Here is a 21,559-nt window from a genome sequence, read left to right as displayed (position 1 = left end):
GTATGGATAGAAAAAATGTGCTGTACATAGCTGTTTCGTTAGACGGGATGATCGCGAGAGAGGATGGGAGCGTCGACTGGCTGGATGAATTTGAAGGCGAGGGTGATAACGGGTACAGTGAATTTTATCAGACTGTTGATACTGTCATATTAGGGCGGAGCACATACGAACACATCAAAATTCTTACACCCGATTTTCCGTATCAGGATAAAACATGCTACGTGTTTACGGGAACGCCCGCCAGCTATCATGATAAACACGTGACGTTTATCGATGAAGACATCAAAGCGTTCACCGGCCGCTTAAAACAGCAAAAAGGCGTAAATATCTGGATCGCGGGCGGGGCAGAGCTGGTGAATACCTTTATGAGAGAGGACGCAGTCGACGAATTCATCATCACTGTCATTCCGGTTGTATTAGGGAGCGGCATTCCGCTGTTTCATGAACAAAATACCGAAACAAAGCTGCGTTTAACCGATATAAAACGATTTGGACAGGCGGCGCAGCTGCATTATAAACGAGCATAAGAAAAAGGATAGACATCACTGTCTATCCTTTTTTATGTAAGTTAGAGCGCTTCTCTCTCAGCGGGCTCAATCATATTCTGAAACTTTTCAACCAGCTGAGACGCTTTTGTTCCTTCAACCACAATCAGATATTCTTTTTCGTTATGAGCCATACGGAACGTTTCCAGCTCGATTAAGCTTTTGATTTTGCACATCGTTTTCTTTGAGTAAATATAAACCTCGTGGCTTCCGGAATGGCACATTTTATATAGGTGAATCAAATTTCTTAAAGTAAATGCCTGTGCGGCTACTTTTAGAGACTTGATGTTTTTCATGTTCTTTCTCCTCCATTGATTCTTGTCTTATATAGCGTATGTTCCCAATGTGTACAAACTGTAAACCTGTTTTTGCACACTTATGATTTCCATTGCAGAGTGCCGCCGCCAATCCGTTTCACGCCGCGGATTGAGCTCAGTTCATCCATCAGCCGGAGAAGCGCCTTGTCCTTCTGTTTCGCCTCGATCATAAAATCAATATTGGTTCCCCATTGTCTGAAGCGCTCCAAAAGCGGCAGCAAGAAGTTGGCGTCTACATATTCCGCATGGCTGCGCACCGCTTGCTCCGATTTTGGAGAGGAAAGATGGACCTTCGGCTGCAATCCGATCCGCTGCCATGTGTTGATCATCCGGGGCAGTGCTTCATTCAGGTCTGCATGATCATCCGAGTTTGCGTAAAAATGATGAAAATCAAAGACAAACGGAACATTCTCTTGTTCACAGACCTGAAGCGTCTCTTCCGTGGTGTACGTTTTATCGTCATTTTCCAGCGTCATCCGCTGTTTGATCTCTTTCGGCAGCATTTTCATGTTGTGATGAAATTGTTTCAGAGCGTTTTCTTTGTTTCCGTAAGCGCCGCCGATATGGATGTTGATAACTGAGCGGTCTGCAATCCCCATCGCTTCAAGCATGCGGTAGTGATAAGCCATATCGGTTACTGCATTTGCTGTAATGGATTCCTTAGGGCTCGTAAACAGGGTAAACTGGTTAGGATGAAAGCTTGTGCGCAGATTGTATCTTTTCACGAGTTCTCCAATCTCACGGAACTCCTTGCGAAACGGCGTCACAAAGTCCCACATCACGTCAGGATGAGTGGCCAGCGGCACAATTGAGCTGGAAAAACGGTACAATGGAATATCGTGGCCGATGATATAGTGAAGGGTTCTCATGGTATTGCGCAAGTTGGCTTTCGTCACAGCCAAAAGGGCTTCTTTTCTCTCATTCTCGGGCAGCTTTGAATAACGGGCGAATGTCAGTGTTTTGGCGGGAGACGCATCCCAAAGGCTCATCGCATTTGAGACGAACCCGAATCTGAAAATCATAGGAACTCTCCTTTATAGAAAATAAGATAATGCTTTACCGAGCCATTCCGCCGGTCGCTGCCTGAACGTGCGTTTTTTGAAATTTTCTTTTGTCAGCAGCTCCGACTTTTTAATATCCTCTTCAATCGTGGCATAGACTTCTTTTGTAAATGCAACATCATCAATTTCAACGTTTACCTCTTCATTTAAAAACAGGCTGCGCTGATCAAAATTGGCTGTGCCTATGATGCTGAAGTGATCGTCAATGACCAAGGCTTTCACATGATAAAATCCTTGGTAAAAACGGTAGATGAGACAGCCGGCATCCAGCAGGTCCGAATAATATGTAAAAGCAGCTTCTCTGACCAGCGGGTGATCTGATTTCATCGGCACAATCAATGTAACGTCTACACCGTTTTTTCTTGCTTTGACCAAAGCCTGCTGAAGCGGTTTAGTCGGAATATAATATGGCGTGCAAATCGTAATGCGCTCTTTCGCCTGTGCGATATTTGCCAAATACGTTTTTTCAAGAGAATAGCCGTCAGTCGCATAAATCTTATGAGGGATATTCCCTTGGGGAAGCTCAGGCCAAACATCAGGACCCAGTTCGGCTGATCCGGTATTTCGTTTCAGGTCGGCTGTAAAAAGCGTTTGAAGATCGCGGACACCTTCTCCCGTCATACGCAGATGATAATCCTCCCAATTGCCGAACTTCGCCTTTTTTCCAAGGTATTCCTCACCAATGTTAAACCCGCCGACATAGCCGACTTTTCCATCCATCACAGCAATTTTCCGGTGATTTCGTTTTTGTATATGAAAAAAGAAATAAGGGAAACGGGGCCGGTTCAAAAAATGAACGTGAACGCCGGCGTTTTTCATTGTCTCCAGCGCCGGTTTTTTAATTTTTTGGCTGCCCGACCAATCCAGAAGCAAATAAACCGATACGCCGGCCTGGGCTTTTGTTTTCAGCAGTGTGAACATATTGTGGCTGACCTCATCGTTTTTCATAATGAAAAACATCACGTGAACGGAAGAGACGGCATCGCGTATATCCTCCATCATCCGTTCAACAAGATCAGCGCCGCAGTGAATCAATTCGATATCACTTTTCTTTTTTGAAAAAACAGGCTCGTACGCTTTCTTTCTGTATGCGGCGCGGCCCATAAAGATATCCAGCAGGATTAAAGCCAATAGTATGATGACAACGATGAGAATCACGAAAAATACCTTCATCCCGGCACTCCTTTCCGTAGTTGTAGGTAGTGTGCCCGAACAGCAGGAATTTAATTATTGACTGAACACTCATTCATTATTTATCATAAAGATAATCTAATACAGATTTTGGGGCAGGGGATCACGGTCTTCATCAGTAAAAAGGGGGAATTGGAATGAGCGGCTTTCTCATTGTCAATGCATTATTATTTCTGATTGTAACCGCTTACGCTGTTTATTTGTTTGTCTATTTGGTCAAAACAAGGCTTGCTTACATCAGGCTCGGCCAAAAGGAACAGTTCGATAAACGGATCAAGGAACGGCTTCAGGCCATATGGGTGAATGTATTCGGACAGAAAAAACTGCTCAAGGATAAGAAAAGCGGCATCATTCACGTCATGTTTTTCTACGGCTTTATATTGGTTCAGTTCGGAGCGATTGACTTTATCATCAAAGGGCTGGTCCCGGATCGAAATCTGCCGCTTGGCCCGATCTATCCCGCCTTCACTTTTTTTCAGGAAATCGTTACGTTTCTGATCTTAATTGCGGTTGGCTGGGCATTTTACAGACGCTATATCGAAAAGCTCGTCAGGCTGAAACGAGGCTTTAAATCTGGACTTGTTCTCATTTTTATCGGCGGTTTAATGCTGACGGTTTTATTGGGGAACGCAATGAATCTGATCTGGCATAATCACGGGCTTTCTTGGAGCGAGCCGATCGCTTCAGGCATCGCGTTTTTGCTTGGCGGCGTCGGGGAGACGGGCGCCGCGGTGATTTTTTATATCGCATGGTGGGTGCACCTGCTGTTTTTACTGAGCTTTTTAGTGTATGTGCCGCAGTCAAAGCACGCTCATTTAATTGCCGGTCCTGCCAACGTCTTTTTCAACAGGCTTGAAGCGCCCGGAAAACTCGAAAAAATTGATTTCACAGACGAAACGAAAGAAAGCTACGGAGCGGGAAAAATTGAGGATTTCAGGCAGTCCCAGTTGATTGATCTGTATGCGTGTGTCGAGTGCGGCCGCTGCACCAATATGTGCCCTGCGACAGGCACCGGAAAAATGCTGTCGCCGATGGATTTAATTTTACGCCTCAGGGACCACCTCACAGAAAAAGGCGCTGCCGTCACTTCGCGCTCGCCATGGGTGCCGGCTGCAGCATTCCGGCATACGAAAGGGAACCAGCTGGCTGCGGCAGCCTCAGGGAGCGGATCACAGGAAGCCGCCGCCGCGCTAGATTACAGTCCGAGCTTAATCGGCGATGTCATTACCGAAGAAGAAATTTGGGCCTGCACCACTTGCCGGAACTGTGAAGATCAGTGCCCCGTCATGAACGAGCATGTTGATAAAATCATTGATCTTCGCCGCTATCTCGTGCTGACTGAAGGAAAAATGGACAGTGACGCACAGCGGGCGATGACGAGTATTGAGCGGCAGGGAAATCCGTGGGGCCTCAACCGCAAGGAACGTGAAAATTGGCGCGACGCAGCCCCAGATGCCGATATTCCGACAGTAAAAGAATTAAAAAAAGAGGAAAAAGAATTCGAATATCTTTTCTGGGTCGGTTCCATGGGGTCGTACGACAACAGAAGCCAAAAGATCGCCATCTCCTTTGCAAGACTGCTGAACCAAGCAGGTGCGACCTTTGCGATCCTCGGCAACAAAGAAAAAAATTCAGGGGACACCCCGCGCCGCCTTGGAAATGAGTTTTTATTTCAAGAACTGGCCGAAAAGAATATCTCGGAATTTGAAAAAAATAATGTGAAAAAAATCGTTACGATTGATCCGCACGCATACAATTTATTTAAAAACGAATATCCTGATTTCGGCTTTGAAGGCGAAGTGTATCATCATACGGAAGTGCTGGCCGATCTGGTGAAGAGCGGGAAACTAAAACCGCAGCACCCAGTTCATGAAACGATCACCTTCCACGACTCGTGCTACTTGGGACGGTACAACGAAGTCTATGATCCGCCGAGAGAGATTTTAAAAGCCATTCCGGGTGTGCGGCTTATTGAAATGGAGAGAAACCGGGAAACCGGCATGTGCTGCGGAGCTGGCGGAGGCTTAATGTGGATGGAGGAAGAGTCGGGCAACAGGATTAATGTCGCCAGAACAGAGCAAGCGCTGGCAGTCAATCCGTCGGTAATCAGCTCCGGCTGTCCGTACTGCCTCACGATGCTTGGGGACGGCACAAAGGCAAAAGAAGCGGAAGATCGAGTCAAAACGTATGACGTCGCGGAGCTTCTGGCTCAATCTGTCTTGGGCGCTGATATGACAATGGGGGAAAAGCGATGAATTTTTCATTAACAGAAGAACACGAAATGATTCGTAAATTGGTTCGTGATTTTGCGAAGCATGAGGTTGCACCCACAGCGGCAGAACGTGACGAACAAGAACGCTTCGATCGTGACCTGTTTCGGGAAATGGCGGACTTAGGATTAACAGGGATTCCGTGGCCTGAAGCTTACGGCGGAATCGGAAGTGACTACCTGGCTTATGTCATAGCGGTGGAGGAACTGTCAAAAGTCTGCGCCTCCACCGGCGTGACGCTTTCAGCCCATATCTCGCTTTGCGGCTGGCCGCTGTTTGCATTTGGCACAGAAGAACAAAAGGCAGCGTACTTAACACAGCTGGCCCTTGGGCAGAAAATCGGGGCTTTCGCTTTGACTGAAGCGGGCTCCGGTTCAGACGCCGGAGGGATGAAAACAACCGCTGAGCGAATCGGTGATAGCTATGTATTAAACGGATCAAAAGTGTTTATTACAAACGGCGGCGCCGCTGATATTTATATTGTGTTTGCAGTCACTGACGCTGAGAAAAAGAAAAAAGGCATTTCCGCTTTTATTGTAGAAAAGGATTTCGAAGGATTTTTGACAGGCAAGAAAGAAAAGAAACTAGGCATCCGTTCTTCTCCGACAACAGAGATCATCTTCGAAGACTGTGTCGTTCCCGCAGAAAATCGTCTCGGTGAAGAAGGGGAAGGCTTCAAAATCGCGATGAAGACGCTTGACGGAGGAAGAAACGGCATTGCGGCGCAGGCTGTTGGCATCGCCCAGGGAGCGCTTGATGCGGCGCTTCAATACGCAAAAGAAAGAAACCAGTTCGGCAAATCGATCGCCGAGCAGCAGGGCATAGCTTTTAAACTTGCAGATATGGCGACAATGATAGAAGCTTCAAGGCTACTGACCTATCAGGCGGCATGGCTGGAATCGTCAGGCCTTCCGTATGGAAAAGCCTCCGCTATGTCCAAACTGCTGGCGGGGGATACGGCGATGAAGGTGACGACCGAAGCTGTGCAGATTTTCGGCGGCTACGGATATACGAAGGATTATCCGGTTGAACGCTATATGCGCGACGCGAAAATTACGCAAATCTACGAAGGCACTCAAGAAATTCAAAGGCTGGTTATCTCCAGAATGCTCGCAGAATAAGGCAAAACATCTATCAGTCGGATCACTCTTGTAAAATTATTTAAATTAACGCTGTTAAGGGTAGCATATTCTGTTTTATTTTGTTTATAATGAGAGGTATGGTTTGTATAAGAACGATACAATATCGCTTTCATTATTGATAAAACAGATACATATAAGTAATAGAAAGGGAGTGTCCGACCTTGGGTATCAAACAATATTCACAGGAACAGCTAAAGGAAATGGCTTTAGTTGAAATCGCTCACGAATTATTTGAAGATCATAAAAAACCAGTTCCTTTTCAGGAGCTTTTAAATGAAATTGCATCATTGCTCGGCGTAAAAAAAGAAGAGCTTGGAGACCGCGTCGCACAATTTTATACAGATTTAAACATTGACGGCCGCTTCTTGGCGCTCTCTGACCAGACTTGGGGCCTTCGCAGCTGGTATCCGTACGATCAGCTTGATGAAGAAACACAGCCGACAGTTAAGGCGAAAAAGAAAAAAGCGAAAAAAGCTGTTGAAGAAGATCTTGATCTTGATGAATTTGAAGAGGTTGACGAAGACGACATCGATTTGGCTGAGGTTGAGGAAGAACTTGATCTCGATGCGGATGAGTTTGACGATATCGATGAAGACGACGAAGACGAAGACGAGCTCGAAATTGATGATGATCTCATTGATGACGATGAGGAAGAAGAAGATGATGACTATGATGAAGGCGATGAGGATAAAAAATAGTAAAAGAATTTCATCCTCAAATCGATCTTGACTTTCATAGTCGAACTATGTAGTATGTATTTTGGGCTCTTCAAAAACGAAGAGAGAACATAGAACGTTATGCTCCCTTTCAAGAAATTGAAAGGGAGCTTTCTTATTTTCACCCCTCATTTTTCTTATAAATCATTTAAAAGGCTAAATGATTTCCTATAAAACGGTACATTTTAAGAAATGTAGCTTAGAGCGAAGAGAGGAGCAAACGAAATGACGAAATATATTTTTGTAACCGGGGGAGTCGTATCCTCACTTGGAAAGGGTATTGTAGCAGCTTCATTAGGGCGTTTGCTGAAAAACCGCGGACTGAACGTCACCATTCAAAAATTCGATCCATACATCAACGTCGATCCGGGAACAATGAGCCCTTACCAACACGGTGAAGTATTCGTAACAGATGACGGCGCTGAAACAGACTTAGACCTGGGCCACTATGAGCGTTTTATCGACATCAACCTGAATAAATTCAGCAACGTAACAACAGGTAAAATCTATTCAACGGTTCTTAAAAAAGAACGCCGCGGCGATTACCTGGGCGGAACAGTGCAGGTTATTCCGCACATCACAAATGAATTGAAAGACCGCGTATACCGCGCGGGTAAAGAAACAAACGCGGATGTCGTAATTACAGAAATCGGCGGTACTGTCGGAGACATCGAATCCTTGCCATTCCTTGAAGCGATCCGCCAAATGAAGAGTGACATCGGCCGTGAAAACGTGATGTACATCCACTGTACACTTGTGCCTTACATTAAAGCTGCCGGCGAACTGAAAACAAAACCGACACAGCACAGCGTAAAAGAATTAAGAAGCCTGGGCATTCAGCCAAACATTATCGTTGTTCGTACAGAAATGCCGATTTCTCAAGATATGAAGGACAAAATCGCATTATTCTGCGACATTGATACAAAAGCGGTTATTGAATGTGAAGATGCGGACAACCTCTATTCCATTCCGCTTGAGCTTCAAAAACAAGGACTTGATAAGCTTGTTTGCCAGCACATGCAGCTGGAATGCAAAGAAGCGGAAATGTCCGAGTGGAAAGAGCTTGTAAACAAAGTCAGCAACCTGTCTCAAACGACCACAATCGGACTTGTCGGAAAATATGTTGAACTGCCTGACGCTTACATCTCTGTCGTTGAATCACTTCGCCACGCGGGCTACGCGTTTGACACAGATGTAAAAGTGAAATGGATTAACGCTGAGGAAGTAACAGAAAGCAACATCGGAGAGCTTACTAGCGGCACAGACGGTATTATCGTACCGGGCGGCTTCGGTGACCGCGGTGTTGAAGGTAAAATCATTGCGACAAAACATGCGCGCGAAAACAACATTCCGTTCTTGGGCATTTGCTTAGGCATGCAGGTTGCATCTATTGAGTATGCCCGAAACGTATTAGGCTTAAAAGGCGCTCACTCTGCGGAAATTGATCCGTCAACTCAATACCCGATCATCGACCTTCTTCCTGAACAGAAGGATGTTGAAGATCTTGGAGGAACACTTCGTCTCGGCCTTTACCCTTGTAAGCTTGAAGAGGGCACGAAAGCATTTGAAGTGTATCAGGATGAAGTGGTGTACGAGCGTCACCGCCACCGTTATGAATTCAACAATGAATTCAGACAGCAAATGGAAGACCAAGGCTTCGTATTCTCAGGCACCAGCCCGGACGGACGCCTTGTTGAAATTATCGAGCTGAAAGACCATCCTTGGTTCGTGGCTTCTCAGTTCCACCCAGAGTTCAAGTCAAGACCGACAAGACCTCAGCCATTATTCAAAGGCTTTATCGGAGCGTCTGTTGAAGCTGCAAATCAGAAGTAATAAAAAAAGACTTGCCGTTTGTCAAAAGCGGACAAGTCTTTTTTATTTGTTTCCGGCAAGATACAGCATGTACAATAAGTGATTATGCATACTCTTGCAGAATTTCTTTTAATATAAATGATAGAGCATGGTAGACATACAATGCTGTCATTAATGAAGGGAAGCCGTAACGGGTGCCGTCTTCATCGGGAACGAGCGGCATTTTCAGCTTCGAATCAATATGCACATCGCAATATTGTTCGATTCCGGCGCTGTCTTTGGCTGCCGGCGATACGCAAACGACTCCCGCGCCTTTTTCATAAAGCTCTTTCGCGACCGCCTGTTCTTCATCTGTACCTGTCCCTGTGCAAAACATCAGCACCCTGTCGCTTTCTGTCACTTCATCGGCGTTGGCGGGAAACGCTTTGACAGAAGGAAGCGGCTCTTTGCTTTCGGTAGCCTCATATAAGACGCCCTGAAGCTCATTTGCCCCGTATATATATATGGAATGCCCGCTGACCACCGCTTGAGCAAGCAATCGCGCCCCATCTTCAATCGCGTCAGATTCCTTATCCTGAATGCGGGAAAAAATACCTGTTAACTGTGTCGTAAATATTTTCAACATAAGTGAATCCTCCTTTATAACGTACAATAACAGTATACAACAAAAGAGAAAATGCTCAGAAAATGTCGTAAAGTAGACTATTATAATTAAAGGAAATAGGAAAATCAAACAGAATACATAAACTACTGCTTACTTTTGACGAAAATCATAATATTGGGGTGTAAAATGATGAATGAAAAAATTTTAATCGTTGATGATCAATACGGAATACGTATTTTGCTTAACGAAGTGTTCAATAAAGAGGGCTATCAGACATTTCAGGCTGCGAACGGCCTTCAAGCGCTTGATATTGTGACAAAAGAACGTCCGGACCTTGTCCTTCTGGATATGGAAATTCCCGGCATGGACGGAATCGAAATCTTAAAACGGATGAAAGTCATTGACGAAAACATCCGCGTGATCATCATGACGGCTTACGGAGAACTCGATATGATCCAGGAATCAAAGGAATTGGGCGCATTGACGCACTTTGCGAAGCCGTTTGACATCGACGAAATCAGAGACGCCGTCAAAAAATATCTGCCCCTGAAGTCTAACTGACAAAAAGAAGAAACAATTGAATGAGCTCATTGTGTTGCCGATTTGTCGAAAAGTTGGTATTCTAGTTATGGAGAAAAAGCGATCTGAGGATTTACATATGACAGCAAATTATGGGTCATGCTAGGGTGGAAAGCTTTTTTCGCTAGAAGACAATCAGGCTACATAAGGAGGACATTCGACATGCCTTTAGTTTCAATGACGGAAATGTTGAATACAGCTAAAGAAAAAGGTTATGCTGTAGGACAATTTAACTTAAACAACCTTGAGTTTACTCAAGCGATTTTACAAGCAGCTGAAGAAGAAAAATCTCCAGTGATCCTTGGTGTTTCCGAAGGTGCGGGACGCTACATGGGCGGCTTCAAAACAGTCGTAGCTATGGTAAAAGCACTAATGGAAGAGTACAAAGTGACAGTTCCTGTTGCGATCCACTTAGACCACGGTTCAAGCTTTGAATCTTGTGCGAAAGCGATTCATGCAGGTTTCACATCTGTTATGATCGACGCTTCTCACCATCCATTTGAAGAAAACGTAGCAACAACTTCTAAAGTTGTTGAGCTTGCTCATTTCCACGGAGTATCTGTAGAAGCTGAGCTAGGAACAGTCGGCGGACAAGAGGACGACGTTATCGCTGAAGGCGTAATCTACGCTGATCCTAAAGAGTGCCAAGAGCTTGTTGAGCGCACTGGCATCGACTGCCTTGCACCTGCATTAGGTTCTGTTCACGGCCCTTACAAAGGTGAGCCAAACCTTGGCTTCAAAGAAATGGAAGAGATCGGAAATTCAACTGGTCTTCCGCTCGTTCTTCATGGCGGTACTGGAATTCCGACTGCTGACATCAAAAAATCAATCTCACTTGGTACAGCTAAAATCAACGTAAATACTGAAAACCAAATTTCTTCTGCAAAAGCTGTTCGCGAAACGTTGGCAGCTAAGCCTGACGAGTACGATCCTCGTAAATACCTTGGACCTGCTCGCGAAGCGATTAAAGAAACTGTTATCGGTAAAATGCGTGAATTTGGTTCTTCAAACCAAGCTTAATTCAATTGGAACTTTTTATAACCGCCTGACAGCTTGACAGGCGGTTTTCCGTCTATCTTTAGAAAGCGCAATCATATTCACAGTTCTGAAAATTCTTACTCAGGGAGGCTTTTGTAAATGTTATTTTTTATTGATACAGCCAATATCGATGAGATTAAAGAAGCGTATGAATTGGGAGTTCTTGCCGGTGTAACAACGAATCCTAGTTTAGTAGCAAAAGAAGCTAACGTATCATTCCATGACCGCCTTCGTGAAATCACAGAAGTCGTTCCGGGCTCTGTAAGCGCGGAGGTTATTTCTCTGAAAGCTGAGGAAATGATCGAGGAAGGAAAAGAACTGGCGAAAATCGCTCCGAACATCACGGTGAAAATCCCGATGACGGCTGACGGTTTAAAAGCCGTAAAAGCACTTACTGACTTAAACATCAAAACAAATGTCACATTGATCTTCAATGCAAACCAAGCGCTTCTTGCTGCAAGAGCGGGCGCTACATATGTATCTCCATTCTTAGGCCGCTTAGATGATATCGGCCATAACGGGCTTGACCTGATTTCAGAAGTCAAGCAGATTTTTGATATCCACGGGCTTGATACGCAAATCATCGCGGCGTCAATCCGCCATCCTCAGCATGTAACTGAAGCTGCATTAAGAGGGGCTCATATCGGCACAATGCCGCTTAAAGTCATTTATCAGCTGACAAAGCACCCGTTAACAGACAAAGGAATCGAACAATTCCTGGCAGACTGGAACAAGTAATTCAAGCGGCGGCAAACAGAGTGTAGTGTCTGTTTGCCGCGGCCTTTGCTTTTCACCGTCCTGATCCAGCGGACCTTCAGATGCACGCCGCTTACAGAGAAGGAATCATTGGGCTGCAGAAGCTGATATCGGAATGAGGGTTGCGTGCTGCTTTTGCCGGATGACGAAGATGTCTCTTTAGCCGGCGGGTCTCTGTCGATTTTTTGAAACCTATGCCCCCGCAAAGCTTCGCTATTTTCTTCCTGATATTTTACAATGTGTTGTATTCTTTCTCTTCGAATTGGCTAGATTTTGGACATGAGCTTTATTTGCAGAGACAGAATAAAATGCCATTTTATTTAGCTCCGCAGCTATCTTCTTATGGAAGGAGACTATCATGGAAAAGTTGAATATTGCCGGCGGTGACTCGTTAAACGGTACAGTACACATCAGCGGCGCTAAAAACAGTGCTGTTGCATTAATACCAGCAACCATTTTGGCAAATTCCGAGGTGACAATAGAAGGGCTTCCTGAGATTTCAGATATTGAAACGCTGCGTGACCTGTTACAGGAAATCGGCGGCAATGTGCATTTTGAGAATGGGGATATGATTGTAGACCCCACTTCAATGATCAGCATGCCGCTTCCTAACGGAAAAGTGAAAAAACTGCGCGCGTCGTATTATTTAATGGGGGCGATGCTCGGCCGCTTTAAACAGGCCGTCATCGGATTGCCTGGCGGCTGCCACTTGGGCCCCCGTCCGATTGACCAGCACATCAAGGGCTTCGAAGCGCTCGGAGCTGAAGTGACCAATGAACAGGGCGCGATTTATTTGCGCGCTGAAAGGCTGAGAGGCGCACGTATATATTTAGATGTCGTAAGCGTCGGGGCAACGATTAACATTATGCTTGCGGCTGTTTTGGCAGAAGGGAAAACCATCATCGAAAACGCTGCGAAAGAGCCGGAGATTATTGATGTCGCGACACTGCTCACCAGCATGGGCGCAAAAATCAAAGGCGCTGGAACCAACGTCATCCGAATCGATGGCGTAAAGGAACTGCACGGCTGCAAACATACGATCATCCCGGACAGAATTGAGGCCGGAACATTTATGATTGCCGGTGCCGCGATGGGAAAAGAGGTCGTCATCGATAACGTAATCCCGACACACCTTGAGTCCTTAACAGCAAAGCTGAGAGAAATGGGCTTTCACATTGAGACAAGCGACGACCAGCTGCTTATTGTCGGCGGGCAGAAAAACCTAAAGCCGGTTGATGTAAAAACCCTGGTATACCCGGGCTTTCCGACTGATTTGCAGCAGCCGATGACAGCGCTTTTGACGAGAGCAAAAGGGACAAGCGTCGTGACTGACACCATCTATTCGGCGAGATTCAAGCATATTGATGAGCTGAGACGAATGGGCGCTAATATGAAGGTAGAGGGCAGATCCGCAATCATAACGGGACCTGTCGACCTTCAAGGCGCTAAGGTCAAGGCGAGCGATCTGCGGGCCGGAGCCTGTTTAGTGGTTGCCGGGCTGATGGCCGACGGCGTCACAGAAATTACAGGTCTGGAGCATATTGATCGCGGATACAGCAGCCTTGAGAAAAAACTCGAGGGTCTGGGAGCCACAATCTGGCGCGAAAGAATGACTGATGAAGAGATAGAACAGCTGCAAAATTCTTAATTGGTTATTTGCGAGAGGAGATCGTGTTGAGATGGAAAGAAGTTTATCAATGGAATTGGTTCGTGTGACTGAAGCTGCGGCATTAGCATCTGCAAGATGGATGGGCCGGGGAAAAAAAGACGAGGCTGATGAAGCAGCAACAAGCGCAATGAGAGACGTTTTTGATACAGTTCCGATGAAAGGAACTGTTGTGATCGGAGAAGGGGAAATGGACGAAGCACCGATGCTTTATATCGGGGAAAAACTCGGAAACGGGTACGGTCCGCGTGTCGATGTCGCCGTTGATCCTCTCGAAGGCACAAACATTTTGGCAAGCGGCGGCTGGAATGCGCTGACGGTCATTGCAGTTGCGGACCACGGCACGCTTTTAAACGCTCCAGATATGTATATGCAGAAAATCGCAGTCGGTCCGGAAGCAGTGGGCTGCATTGATATTGAAGCTCCAGTCATTGATAACCTTAAAGCGGTAGCAAAAGCGAAAAACAAAGACGTCGAGGACGTCGTTGCCACCATTTTAAACCGTGATAGACACGAAAAAATTATTTCCGAGCTTCGCGAGGCCGGCGCCAGAATCAAACTGATCAATGACGGGGATGTCGCAGGCGCCATCAACACGGCTTTCGACCACACAGGCGTAGACATCCTGTTCGGATCAGGCGGAGCTCCTGAAGGCGTCCTATCTGCTGTAGCGTTAAAAGCGCTGGGCGGAGAAATTATCGGTAAACTTCTTCCGCAAAGCGAGGAAGAAATCATACGCTGCAACAAAATGGGCCTTGATTTAAGCAAAGTGCTGCGTATGGAAGACCTTGTGAGAGGTGATGACGCGATTTTTGCGGCTACCGGCGTAACTGACGGCGAGCTGTTAAAAGGCGTTCAATTCAAAGGGTCTGTCGGCACGACTGAAAGCTTGGTCATCCGTGCGAAGTCAGGAACTGTCCGTTTCGTTGACGGCAGACACAGCCTGAAGAAAAAACCAAATCTCGTAATCCGTCCATAACAAAGAGAAAAAGCGGGTGTTGACCCGCTTTTCTTTTGCAAAAAAGAGACAACCCTATCAATTGCGTGTCAAAACCTTATTTCAGTTGAATAATTGTTTGAAATAAGGTAAAAATAAAGAGTGCTGCGATTTTTAACTGCGTAATTCCTTCTTTTAAGCACTAGGAAAGTTTCAATTTCTACCGCATACAGACGATATAAGTATTGATCTTCTCATGTTTTTGTCCTCGCTTCCTTCAAAACTCATTAAGACAATCCTTTTAACAAAAGCGCCGATCATGGGTGGAAGTGTTACCGATAGAAGTTCCTTTATGTTAAAAAAAGAATGTGCTTTGGCGGATGTTGTGCAAAAGCAGCAGATTACATGTGTAAAGTAAGATATTGACTATGAAAAGCGTGGTGTTTTTTATGAAAGACGTATCTATTTCCTCTTTGGAAAATATGAAATTGAAAGAGCTATATGAACTTGCAAGACATTATAAAATCTCCTACTACAGCAAACTGACAAAAAAAGAGCTGATTTTCGCCATTCTGAAAGCGAATGCAGAGCAGGAAGATCTTCTGTTTATGGAAGGTGTTCTTGAGATCATCCAATCAGAGGGATTTGGCTTCCTGAGACCGATCAACTATTCTCCAAGCTCTGAAGACATTTACATCTCAGCTTCACAAATCCGCCGTTTCGATTTACGGAACGGAGACAAAGTATCAGGCAAGGTTCGCCCGCCAAAAGAAAATGAGCGCTATTATGGACTTTTGCACGTTGAAGCGGTAAATGGAGATGATCCGGAATCGGCAAAAGAGCGTGTTCACTTCCCAGCCCTTACTCCGCTTTATCCAGACCGCCATATGGTGCTAGAAACAAAACCGAATTTCTTGTCTACTAGAATTATGGACATGATGGCGCCGGTAGGCTTTGGCCAGCGCGGTTTGATTGTTGCGCCGCCGAAAGCCGGGAAAACGATGCTGCTGAAGGAAATCGCCAACAGCATTACAGCGAACCAGCCTGAAGCAGAGCTGATTGTGCTATTGATCGACGAAAGACCGGAAGAGGTTACAGACATTGAGCGTTCTGTTGCTGGGGATGTCGTCAGCTCAACGTTTGATGAAGTGCCGGAAAACCATATCAAAGTAGCCGAGCTTGTGCTTGAACGCGCTATGCGCCTCGTTGAACACAAGAAAGACGTCATTATCCTGATGGACAGTATTACACGTCTGGCCCGCGCCTACAACTTAGTGATTCCGCCGAGCGGAAGAACACTTTCCGGAGGGATTGACCCGGCAGCGTTCCACCGTCCGAAGCGTTTCTTCGGGGCGGCGAGAAATATCGAAGAGGGCGGAAGCTTAACGATCCTCGCCACTGCTCTTGTTGATACAGGATCCCGTATGGATGATGTAATCTATGAAGAGTTCAAAGGAACGGGCAACATGGAGCTTCATCTTGACCGCTCTCTGGCAGAACGCCGCATCTTCCCTGCCATCGATATTCGCCGTTCTGGAACGCGTAAGGAAGAGCTGCTTGTGCCTAAAGAGCATCTTGACCGTTTATGGTCTATCCGCAAAACGATGTCAGATTCGCCTGATTTCGCGGAAAAATTCATGAGAAAAATGAAAAAGACGAAAACAAACCAGGAATTTTTCGATATTCTCAATCAAGAATGGAAACAGGCAAATCTATCATCAGCCAGACGATAAAATCTATTTGCAAAAGAAGTAAATCACTGATATAATTTTCTCATATGCGTTTCGGACAATGCTCCGAAATAATAACTCTGTTTCCACACGGGATTCAGGGCGGAAGGAGATGGATACAATGAAAGCAGGAATTCATCCTAATTTCAAAAAAGCAACAGTTAAATGCGCTTGCGGAAATGAATTTGAAACAGGCTCAGTAAAAGAAGAGGTACGCGTTGAGATTTGCTCTGAATGCCACCCATTCTACACTGGCCGTCAAAAATTCGCTTCTGCTGATGGTCGTGTTGATCGCTTTAATAAAAAATACGGTCTTAAGTAATAATAGATTTTTCAACAGGCAAGAAGCACTTCTTGCCTGTTTTTTATATTGTCAAAAACACAGCTGGCAGAGAGAGGGGAGCAGAGCCAATGTACATAATGAAGCAAAGCGGGTGGCTGGAGCTGATTTGCGGCAGCATGTTCTCGGGAAAATCTGAAGAGCTGATCAGAAGAGTGAAGAGAGCAACTTATGCCAAGCAGGAGGTCAGGGTCTTTAAACCTGTGATTGACAATCGATACAGCGAGGATGCTGTTGTTTCCCATAATGGAACATCTATGACGAGCTATGCCATTTCTTCGGCTGAGGACATTTGGAATCATATCAGTGAGAGCACGGATGTGATTGCAGTGGACGAGGTTCAATTCTTCGATCGGTCAATCATTGGTGTTTTATCGTCTCTTGCCGATAAAGGCTACCGTGTGATCGCAGCGGGCCTTGATATGGATTTCAGAGGAGAGCCGTTCGGCGTTGTGCCGGATATTATGGCCATCGCTGAAAGTGTGACGAAGCTGCAGGCCGTCTGTTCCGTCTGCGGATCACCGGCAAGCAGAACACAGCGGCTCATTGACGGAAAGCCGGCTTCTTATGATGATCCGGTCATTCTGGTGGGTGCGTCCGAATCCTATGAAGCAAGATGCAGACATCATCACGAAGTCCCGGGAAAATCTAAAAACTAATACAAAACATGGGTAAAAAGATAGAAAGCACCGGCCGAAAAGCTGGTGTTTTTTTATATATTCTGATAACAATCAATTAAAAAATTTAATTAAGTGTATTAAAAAATTAAGTAATTTTCTTCCCTTGAATTTTGATTTTGACAGGCATAAAATAACTAACGTAATGTAAATAGTTTTGAGACATTGTTCGAATAATTGTCACAAAGTCGCATAAAGATCATGATCGGTTATTTTTAGATGAGTTATTACTTAACTTGGTTAACTATTTCAAGAAAGAAGGAGATTTGCTTGAATAACATTAAAAAAACTAAGGAAGGCCATTTGGAAACAACATTAAGAGGAAAAGAAGTTTTATCTATTCCTACTTTAAATAAAGGTGTTGCTTTTACATTAGAAGAAAGACAAGAACTTGGCTTAGAAGGACTTCTTCCGCCAACTGTACTTTCTCTTGATCAACAAGCAAAACGCGCATACGAGCAATTTAAAGCTCAGCCAGACCGCCTTCGTCAAAATGTTTACTTAAATGATCTTGCTAACCGCAATGAAGTTCTTTTCTATAAATTGCTGCAAAATCACCTTCGTGAAATGCTTCCTGTTGTGTACACACCAACAGTTGGTGAAGCAATTCAAGAATACAGCCATGAATACAGAAGACCTCAAGGTATCTACTTGTCAATCGACAACATTGACGGTATTGAAAAGGCTTTTGAAAACCTTCATGCGACAGCAGGCGATATTGATCTTATCGTTGCAACTGACTCTGAAAGTATCCTTGGTATCGGTGACTGGGGTGTAGGCGGTATTAACATCGCTATCGGTAAATTGGCTGTTTACACTGCTGCAGCTGGTATTGACCCTAGCCGTGTTATCCCTGTAGTGCTTGATGTCGGTACAAACAACGAAAAACTTTTAAATGATCCTTTATACATTGGTAACCATCATGAACGTATTTCTGATGAACGTTATGAAGAATTCGTTGATGCGTATGTAAAAGCTGCGCTTAAATTCTTCCCTAAAGCGCTTCTTCACTGGGAAGACTTTGGCAACAAAAACGCGCGCAATATCATGAAAAAATACAACAACGAAATCCTGACATTCAACGATGATATTCAAGGGACAGGCGCAATTACACTTGCTGGTGTGCTTGCTGCTATGAAGAAAACAGGCGCATCTATTAAAGATCAGCGTGTAGTTGTCTTCGGTGCAGGTTCAGCTGGTATCGGTATTGCTGACCAAATCCGTGACACAATGGTGCTTGCTGGATTATCTGAGGAAGAAGCAAACAAAGCGTTCTTCACACTTGATTACAGAGGCCTGTTAACAGACGATATGGAAGGCATCCTTGATTTCCAAAAACCTTACCTTCGCAGTGCAGCAGAAGTGAAAGACTGGAAACGTGATGAAAAAGGCCAAATTTCATTCGATGAAGTGGTTCGCCAAGCAAAACCAACGATCTTAATCGGTACTTCAGGGGTTTCAGGAGCGTTCACAGAGGAAATTGTGAAAGAGATGGCATCTCACGTAGACCGTCCGGTGATCATGCCGATGTCTAACCCGACTCACCTTGCAGAAGCTGTTCCTGAAGATCTGTTCAAATGGACTGACGGAAAAGTGCTTGTAGCAACAGGAAGCCCATTTGACAATGTGGAGTACAATGGCGTTTCTTATGAAATCGGACAATCTAACAATGCATTCGCATTCCCTGGTCTTGGCCTTGGTTCAATCGTAGCTGAAGCGCGTGTTATTACGCCTGCTATGTTTGCTGCAACAGCTGATGCGATTGCTGAAATGGTTGATTTTGAAACACCTGGAGCTGGATTGCTTCCAAGCATCGACAAGCTTCAAGAAGTATCTATTCAAGTTGCCATTGCTGTAGCTGAAGCAGCGATTAAAGACGGCGTAGCAAATCGTCAGCCTGAAGATGTAAAACAAGCTGTTCTTGATGCAATGTGGACACCTGAATACAAAAAAGTCATCGCAAAATAATTGAGCGTGTAATTTTTCTGTCCGAGGGAAAGCTTTGAATAAAGCTAAAGTATACGGACATAGGATTTGGAGGAGAATATTTTGAGCATCTTAGATATCTTAATCCTCCTGGCACCGATCTTCTTTGTTATCGTGCTGGGTTGGTTTGCAGGACATTTCGGAAGTTATGATGCCAAGTCAGCAAAAGGGGTAAGTACGTTAGTAACGAAATACGCACTTCCAGCTCACTTTATCGCTGGTATTTTGACAACTTCCAGAAGTGAATTTTTATCACAAGTTCCATTAATGGTTTCTTTACTTATCGGGATTGTTGGTTTCTATATCATCATTCTATTGGTTTGCAGATTTGTCTTTAAGTATGATTTAACGAACTCATCCGTATTTTCTTTGAACTCTGCACAGCCGACATTCGCATTTATGGGTATTCCTGTATTGGGAAGCTTGTTCGGTGCGCAAGAGGTTGCGATTCCGATCGCTGTAACAGGTATTGTTGTTAATGCGATTCTTGATCCGCTTGCGATCATTATTGCTACAGTGGGTGAGTCTTCTAAGAAAAACGAAGAGAGCGGCGACAGTTTCTGGAAGATGACAGGAAAGTCAATCCTGCATGGTCTTTGTGAGCCGCTTGCAGCTGCTCCGCTAATCAGTATGATCTTAGTGCTGGTTTTCAATTTCACTCTTCCTGAGCTGGGTGTTAAAATGCTTGATCAGCTTGGAAGCACAACATCTGGTGTTGCTCTCTTTGCTGTCGGTGTTACCGTTGGTATTCGTAAAATTAAACTCAGTCTGCCGGCTATCGGTATTGCGTTACTAAAAGTTGCGGTTCAGCCTGCTTTAATGTTCCTGATTGCTCTTGCAGTCGGACTTCCAGCTGACCAAACAACAAAAGCGATCCTTCTTGTTGCATTCCCTGGTTCTGCCGTTGCAGCCATGATTGCGACTCGTTTCGAGAAACAAGAGGAAGAAACTGCGACTGCGTTTGTGATCAGTGCGATTCTGTCATTGATTTCACTTCCAATTATTATTGCGCTTACTGCGTAATCTAAAAAGCTCCCTTTAAGGGGAGCTTTTTTACTTTACGTTTGAAATTTAAACAGTGACAGCAGCGGTTTTTTTCTTGTTTTTATGTTTTCGGAAGAAGCAGCAGTCTCAGGGGTCGGCTGAGCGGTGAATTCTTTCATTTGTGAGGTTAGTGATTGCAGATCAGCAAGAATGTCATCAATTTCTCTTCTGTGCTGCAGAAGCTGATAGGATACGCCTTCATCGGCTTTTTGTTTAAGCTGGCGTTCCAGTTCCTCAATTCTTGCCAGCAGCCCGTTTTCGTCCTGTTTTTGCTGTAATAAGGTGTCAAGCTTTTGTTCGAGCTGTTCGATTCTTTTCTCTGTGTCACTGTTTGTTTTTTGGACAAGGAAGCCTGTGCGCTTCTTATTGCTTTGCGGCACATTGATATCCTGAAGCGCCGTGCCTTCAGAAATTTGTTTTTGAATAGATTTCAGGACTTGCACATCTTCAGCCGTAAACGAATAGTGTCCGAGCTCGTTCCGTTCAGCCGGAAGGTTCAGCTGTTTCACCCACCGCTGCACTGTTTTTGCGGAGACGCCGAGTTCACTTGCTACCATATTTGTATTCATGATCCCATACCTCCTTTTTAGCTAGGTATTCGACCATGGGGAGCGGTTCCCTTCCTATTAGACAAAACAAGAAAAGATTCGGCAAAGAAAGTGGGCATCTCCCTTTTTTCTTCAAAAACCGTTATTGCTCATACAGCTCTAACGGAAGCTGATCGGGATCAAAAAAGAAGGTGAACCGCTTGCCTGTTAGCGGATCTGTCCTGATCGGCTCTGTCTCGATTCCTTTTTCGTGAAGCTCCTGAACAGCCTGTTCTAAGCTGTTGACCGTAAAGGCAAGATGACGGAGCCCTGCACCTTCAGGACGGGTTTGACGTGCGGGCGGATCAGGGAACGAAAACAGCTCAATGACGTACGAGCCGTTAAGCGACAAATCAAGCTTGTAGGAGTCGCGCTCTTCTCGGTATGTTTCCTGTATCACCTGAAAACCGAGCTTATGTACGTAGAAAGCTTTCGACTTTTCATAATCTGAGCATATGATTGCAATATGATGTATGGATGTAAGCAATACGATCCCTCCTTTTTTCAGTATAGCAGAGGAGGCTTTTTTAACTGGGATTGAAATGCTTTTGACTGGCGATA

The 21,559-nt window shown here is 45.0% G+C and carries 22 protein-coding genes; 16 read left to right on the top strand and 6 right to left on the bottom strand.

Translation table 11 applies throughout. The features are described 5' to 3' along the window. Positions 1–2 precede the first annotated feature (2 nt). Positions 3–527 carry a dihydrofolate reductase family protein gene (locus AU387_RS05670; protein WP_059292341.1) on the top strand — a complete coding sequence of 175 codons (525 nt, stop codon included), beginning with the start codon at positions 3–5 and terminating at the stop codon, positions 525–527. Positions 528–568: 41 nt separating this feature from the next. Here the strand turns inward: AU387_RS05670 and AU387_RS05665 are convergent, their stop codons facing one another. The 3 genes from AU387_RS05665 to cls form a co-directional block, all read right to left on the bottom strand. Continuing rightward, positions 569–841, bottom strand: a complete 273-nt coding sequence (locus tag AU387_RS05665; protein ID WP_010332264.1) for a hypothetical protein — start codon at positions 839–841, stop codon at positions 569–571. 80 nt (positions 842–921) lie between these two features. Next, entirely contained in the window at positions 922–1,884 is a 963-nt protein-coding gene (gene uvsE, locus AU387_RS05660) for a UV DNA damage repair endonuclease UvsE (protein WP_044159776.1), read from the bottom strand. Between the two features lie 12 nt (positions 1,885–1,896). After that, a complete protein-coding gene (gene cls, locus AU387_RS05655; protein ID WP_059335145.1) occupies positions 1,897–3,096 on the bottom strand; it encodes a cardiolipin synthase in 1,200 nt (399 codons plus the stop codon). A gap of 155 nt (positions 3,097–3,251) precedes the next feature. Between cls and AU387_RS05650 the strand changes: the two genes are divergently transcribed. From AU387_RS05650 to pyrG, 4 genes are all read left to right on the top strand, one after another. Beyond that, a complete protein-coding gene (locus AU387_RS05650; RefSeq protein ID WP_059292343.1) occupies positions 3,252–5,369 on the top strand; it encodes a heterodisulfide reductase-related iron-sulfur binding cluster in 2,118 nt (705 codons plus the stop codon). Beyond that, positions 5,366–6,505 carry an acyl-CoA dehydrogenase AcdA gene (gene acdA / locus AU387_RS05645; protein WP_059335144.1) on the top strand — a complete coding sequence of 380 codons (1,140 nt, stop codon included), beginning with the start codon at positions 5,366–5,368 and terminating at the stop codon, positions 6,503–6,505. Before AU387_RS05650 ends, acdA begins: the two co-directional genes overlap by 4 nt. A 182-nt stretch (positions 6,506–6,687) precedes the next feature. Next, positions 6,688–7,224: a DNA-directed RNA polymerase subunit delta gene (rpoE, locus tag AU387_RS05640; protein ID WP_059335143.1), complete on the top strand. Its 537-nt coding sequence runs from the start codon at positions 6,688–6,690 to the stop codon at positions 7,222–7,224. Positions 7,225–7,467: 243 nt separating this feature from the next. After that, on the top strand, positions 7,468–9,075 hold the full coding sequence (gene pyrG, locus AU387_RS05635; RefSeq protein ID WP_024123191.1) for a glutamine hydrolyzing CTP synthase: 1,608 nt from the start codon (positions 7,468–7,470) through the stop codon (positions 9,073–9,075). An 82-nt stretch (positions 9,076–9,157) separates the two neighbouring features. On the opposite strand, the gene AU387_RS05630 is transcribed toward pyrG, so the two are convergent. After that, a complete protein-coding gene (locus AU387_RS05630; protein WP_059335142.1) occupies positions 9,158–9,679 on the bottom strand; it encodes a DUF2529 domain-containing protein in 522 nt (173 codons plus the stop codon). A gap of 165 nt (positions 9,680–9,844) precedes the next feature. On the opposite strand from AU387_RS05630, the gene spo0F reads away from it, so the two are divergent. The 11 genes from spo0F to AU387_RS05580 all read left to right on the top strand — a co-directional run bounded on the left by spo0F (position 9,845) and on the right by AU387_RS05580 (position 20,390). Continuing rightward, on the top strand, positions 9,845–10,219 hold the full coding sequence (gene spo0F, locus AU387_RS05625; protein WP_082687841.1) for a sporulation initiation phosphotransferase Spo0F: 375 nt from the start codon (positions 9,845–9,847) through the stop codon (positions 10,217–10,219). 180 nt (positions 10,220–10,399) lie between these two features. Further along, positions 10,400–11,257, top strand: coding sequence for a class II fructose-bisphosphate aldolase (locus AU387_RS05620; protein ID WP_024123189.1), 858 nt, complete (start codon positions 10,400–10,402; stop codon positions 11,255–11,257). 117 nt (positions 11,258–11,374) lie between these two features. Beyond that, a complete protein-coding gene (gene fsa / locus AU387_RS05615) occupies positions 11,375–12,013 on the top strand; it encodes a fructose-6-phosphate aldolase (protein ID WP_024123188.1) in 639 nt (212 codons plus the stop codon). 376 nt (positions 12,014–12,389) lie between these two features. Next, positions 12,390–13,679 carry a UDP-N-acetylglucosamine 1-carboxyvinyltransferase gene (murA, locus tag AU387_RS05610; protein WP_059335140.1) on the top strand — a complete coding sequence of 430 codons (1,290 nt, stop codon included), beginning with the start codon at positions 12,390–12,392 and terminating at the stop codon, positions 13,677–13,679. Positions 13,680–13,710: 31 nt separating this feature from the next. Then, complete coding sequence (gene glpX / locus AU387_RS05605) at positions 13,711–14,676, top strand: class II fructose-bisphosphatase (protein WP_044159762.1); 966 nt, start codon at positions 13,711–13,713, stop codon at positions 14,674–14,676. A 214-nt stretch (positions 14,677–14,890) separates the two neighbouring features. Then, a complete protein-coding gene (locus AU387_RS21550) occupies positions 14,891–15,052 on the top strand; it encodes a hypothetical protein (RefSeq protein ID WP_032731180.1) in 162 nt (53 codons plus the stop codon). Positions 15,053–15,083: 31 nt separating this feature from the next. Next, positions 15,084–16,367 carry a transcription termination factor Rho gene (gene rho / locus AU387_RS05600; protein ID WP_010332253.1) on the top strand — a complete coding sequence of 428 codons (1,284 nt, stop codon included), beginning with the start codon at positions 15,084–15,086 and terminating at the stop codon, positions 16,365–16,367. Between the two features lie 118 nt (positions 16,368–16,485). Beyond that, positions 16,486–16,686 (top strand): 50S ribosomal protein L31, encoded by a 201-nt coding sequence (rpmE, locus tag AU387_RS05595; protein ID WP_003151132.1) that lies wholly within the window; start codon positions 16,486–16,488, stop codon positions 16,684–16,686. 89 nt (positions 16,687–16,775) lie between these two features. After that, positions 16,776–17,363: a thymidine kinase gene (locus AU387_RS05590; RefSeq protein WP_024123184.1), complete on the top strand. Its 588-nt coding sequence runs from the start codon at positions 16,776–16,778 to the stop codon at positions 17,361–17,363. A 288-nt stretch (positions 17,364–17,651) separates the two neighbouring features. Then, positions 17,652–19,349 carry an oxaloacetate-decarboxylating malate dehydrogenase gene (gene malS / locus AU387_RS05585; protein WP_024123183.1) on the top strand — a complete coding sequence of 566 codons (1,698 nt, stop codon included), beginning with the start codon at positions 17,652–17,654 and terminating at the stop codon, positions 19,347–19,349. 81 nt (positions 19,350–19,430) lie between these two features. Then, positions 19,431–20,390, top strand: coding sequence for an AEC family transporter (locus AU387_RS05580; RefSeq protein WP_059335139.1), 960 nt, complete (start codon positions 19,431–19,433; stop codon positions 20,388–20,390). 35 nt (positions 20,391–20,425) lie between these two features. Here the strand turns inward: AU387_RS05580 and racA are convergent, their stop codons facing one another. Next, the gene (gene racA / locus AU387_RS05575) at positions 20,426–20,980 is read right to left on the bottom strand and encodes a chromosome-anchoring protein RacA (RefSeq protein ID WP_059335138.1); all 555 of its coding nucleotides are present in this window, start codon (positions 20,978–20,980) and stop codon (positions 20,426–20,428) included. 121 nt (positions 20,981–21,101) lie between these two features. Next, positions 21,102–21,491, bottom strand: coding sequence for an SMU1112c/YaeR family gloxylase I-like metalloprotein (gene gloA2 / locus AU387_RS05570; protein ID WP_181251882.1), 390 nt, complete (start codon positions 21,489–21,491; stop codon positions 21,102–21,104). Positions 21,492–21,559 lie beyond the last annotated feature (68 nt).

Source organism: Bacillus halotolerans, assembly GCF_001517105.1.
GTDB lineage: Bacteria > Bacillota > Bacilli > Bacillales > Bacillaceae > Bacillus > Bacillus halotolerans.
The sequence above is the reverse complement of the archived record's forward strand: the minus strand, read 5'-3'. Positions and strand labels throughout refer to the sequence as shown.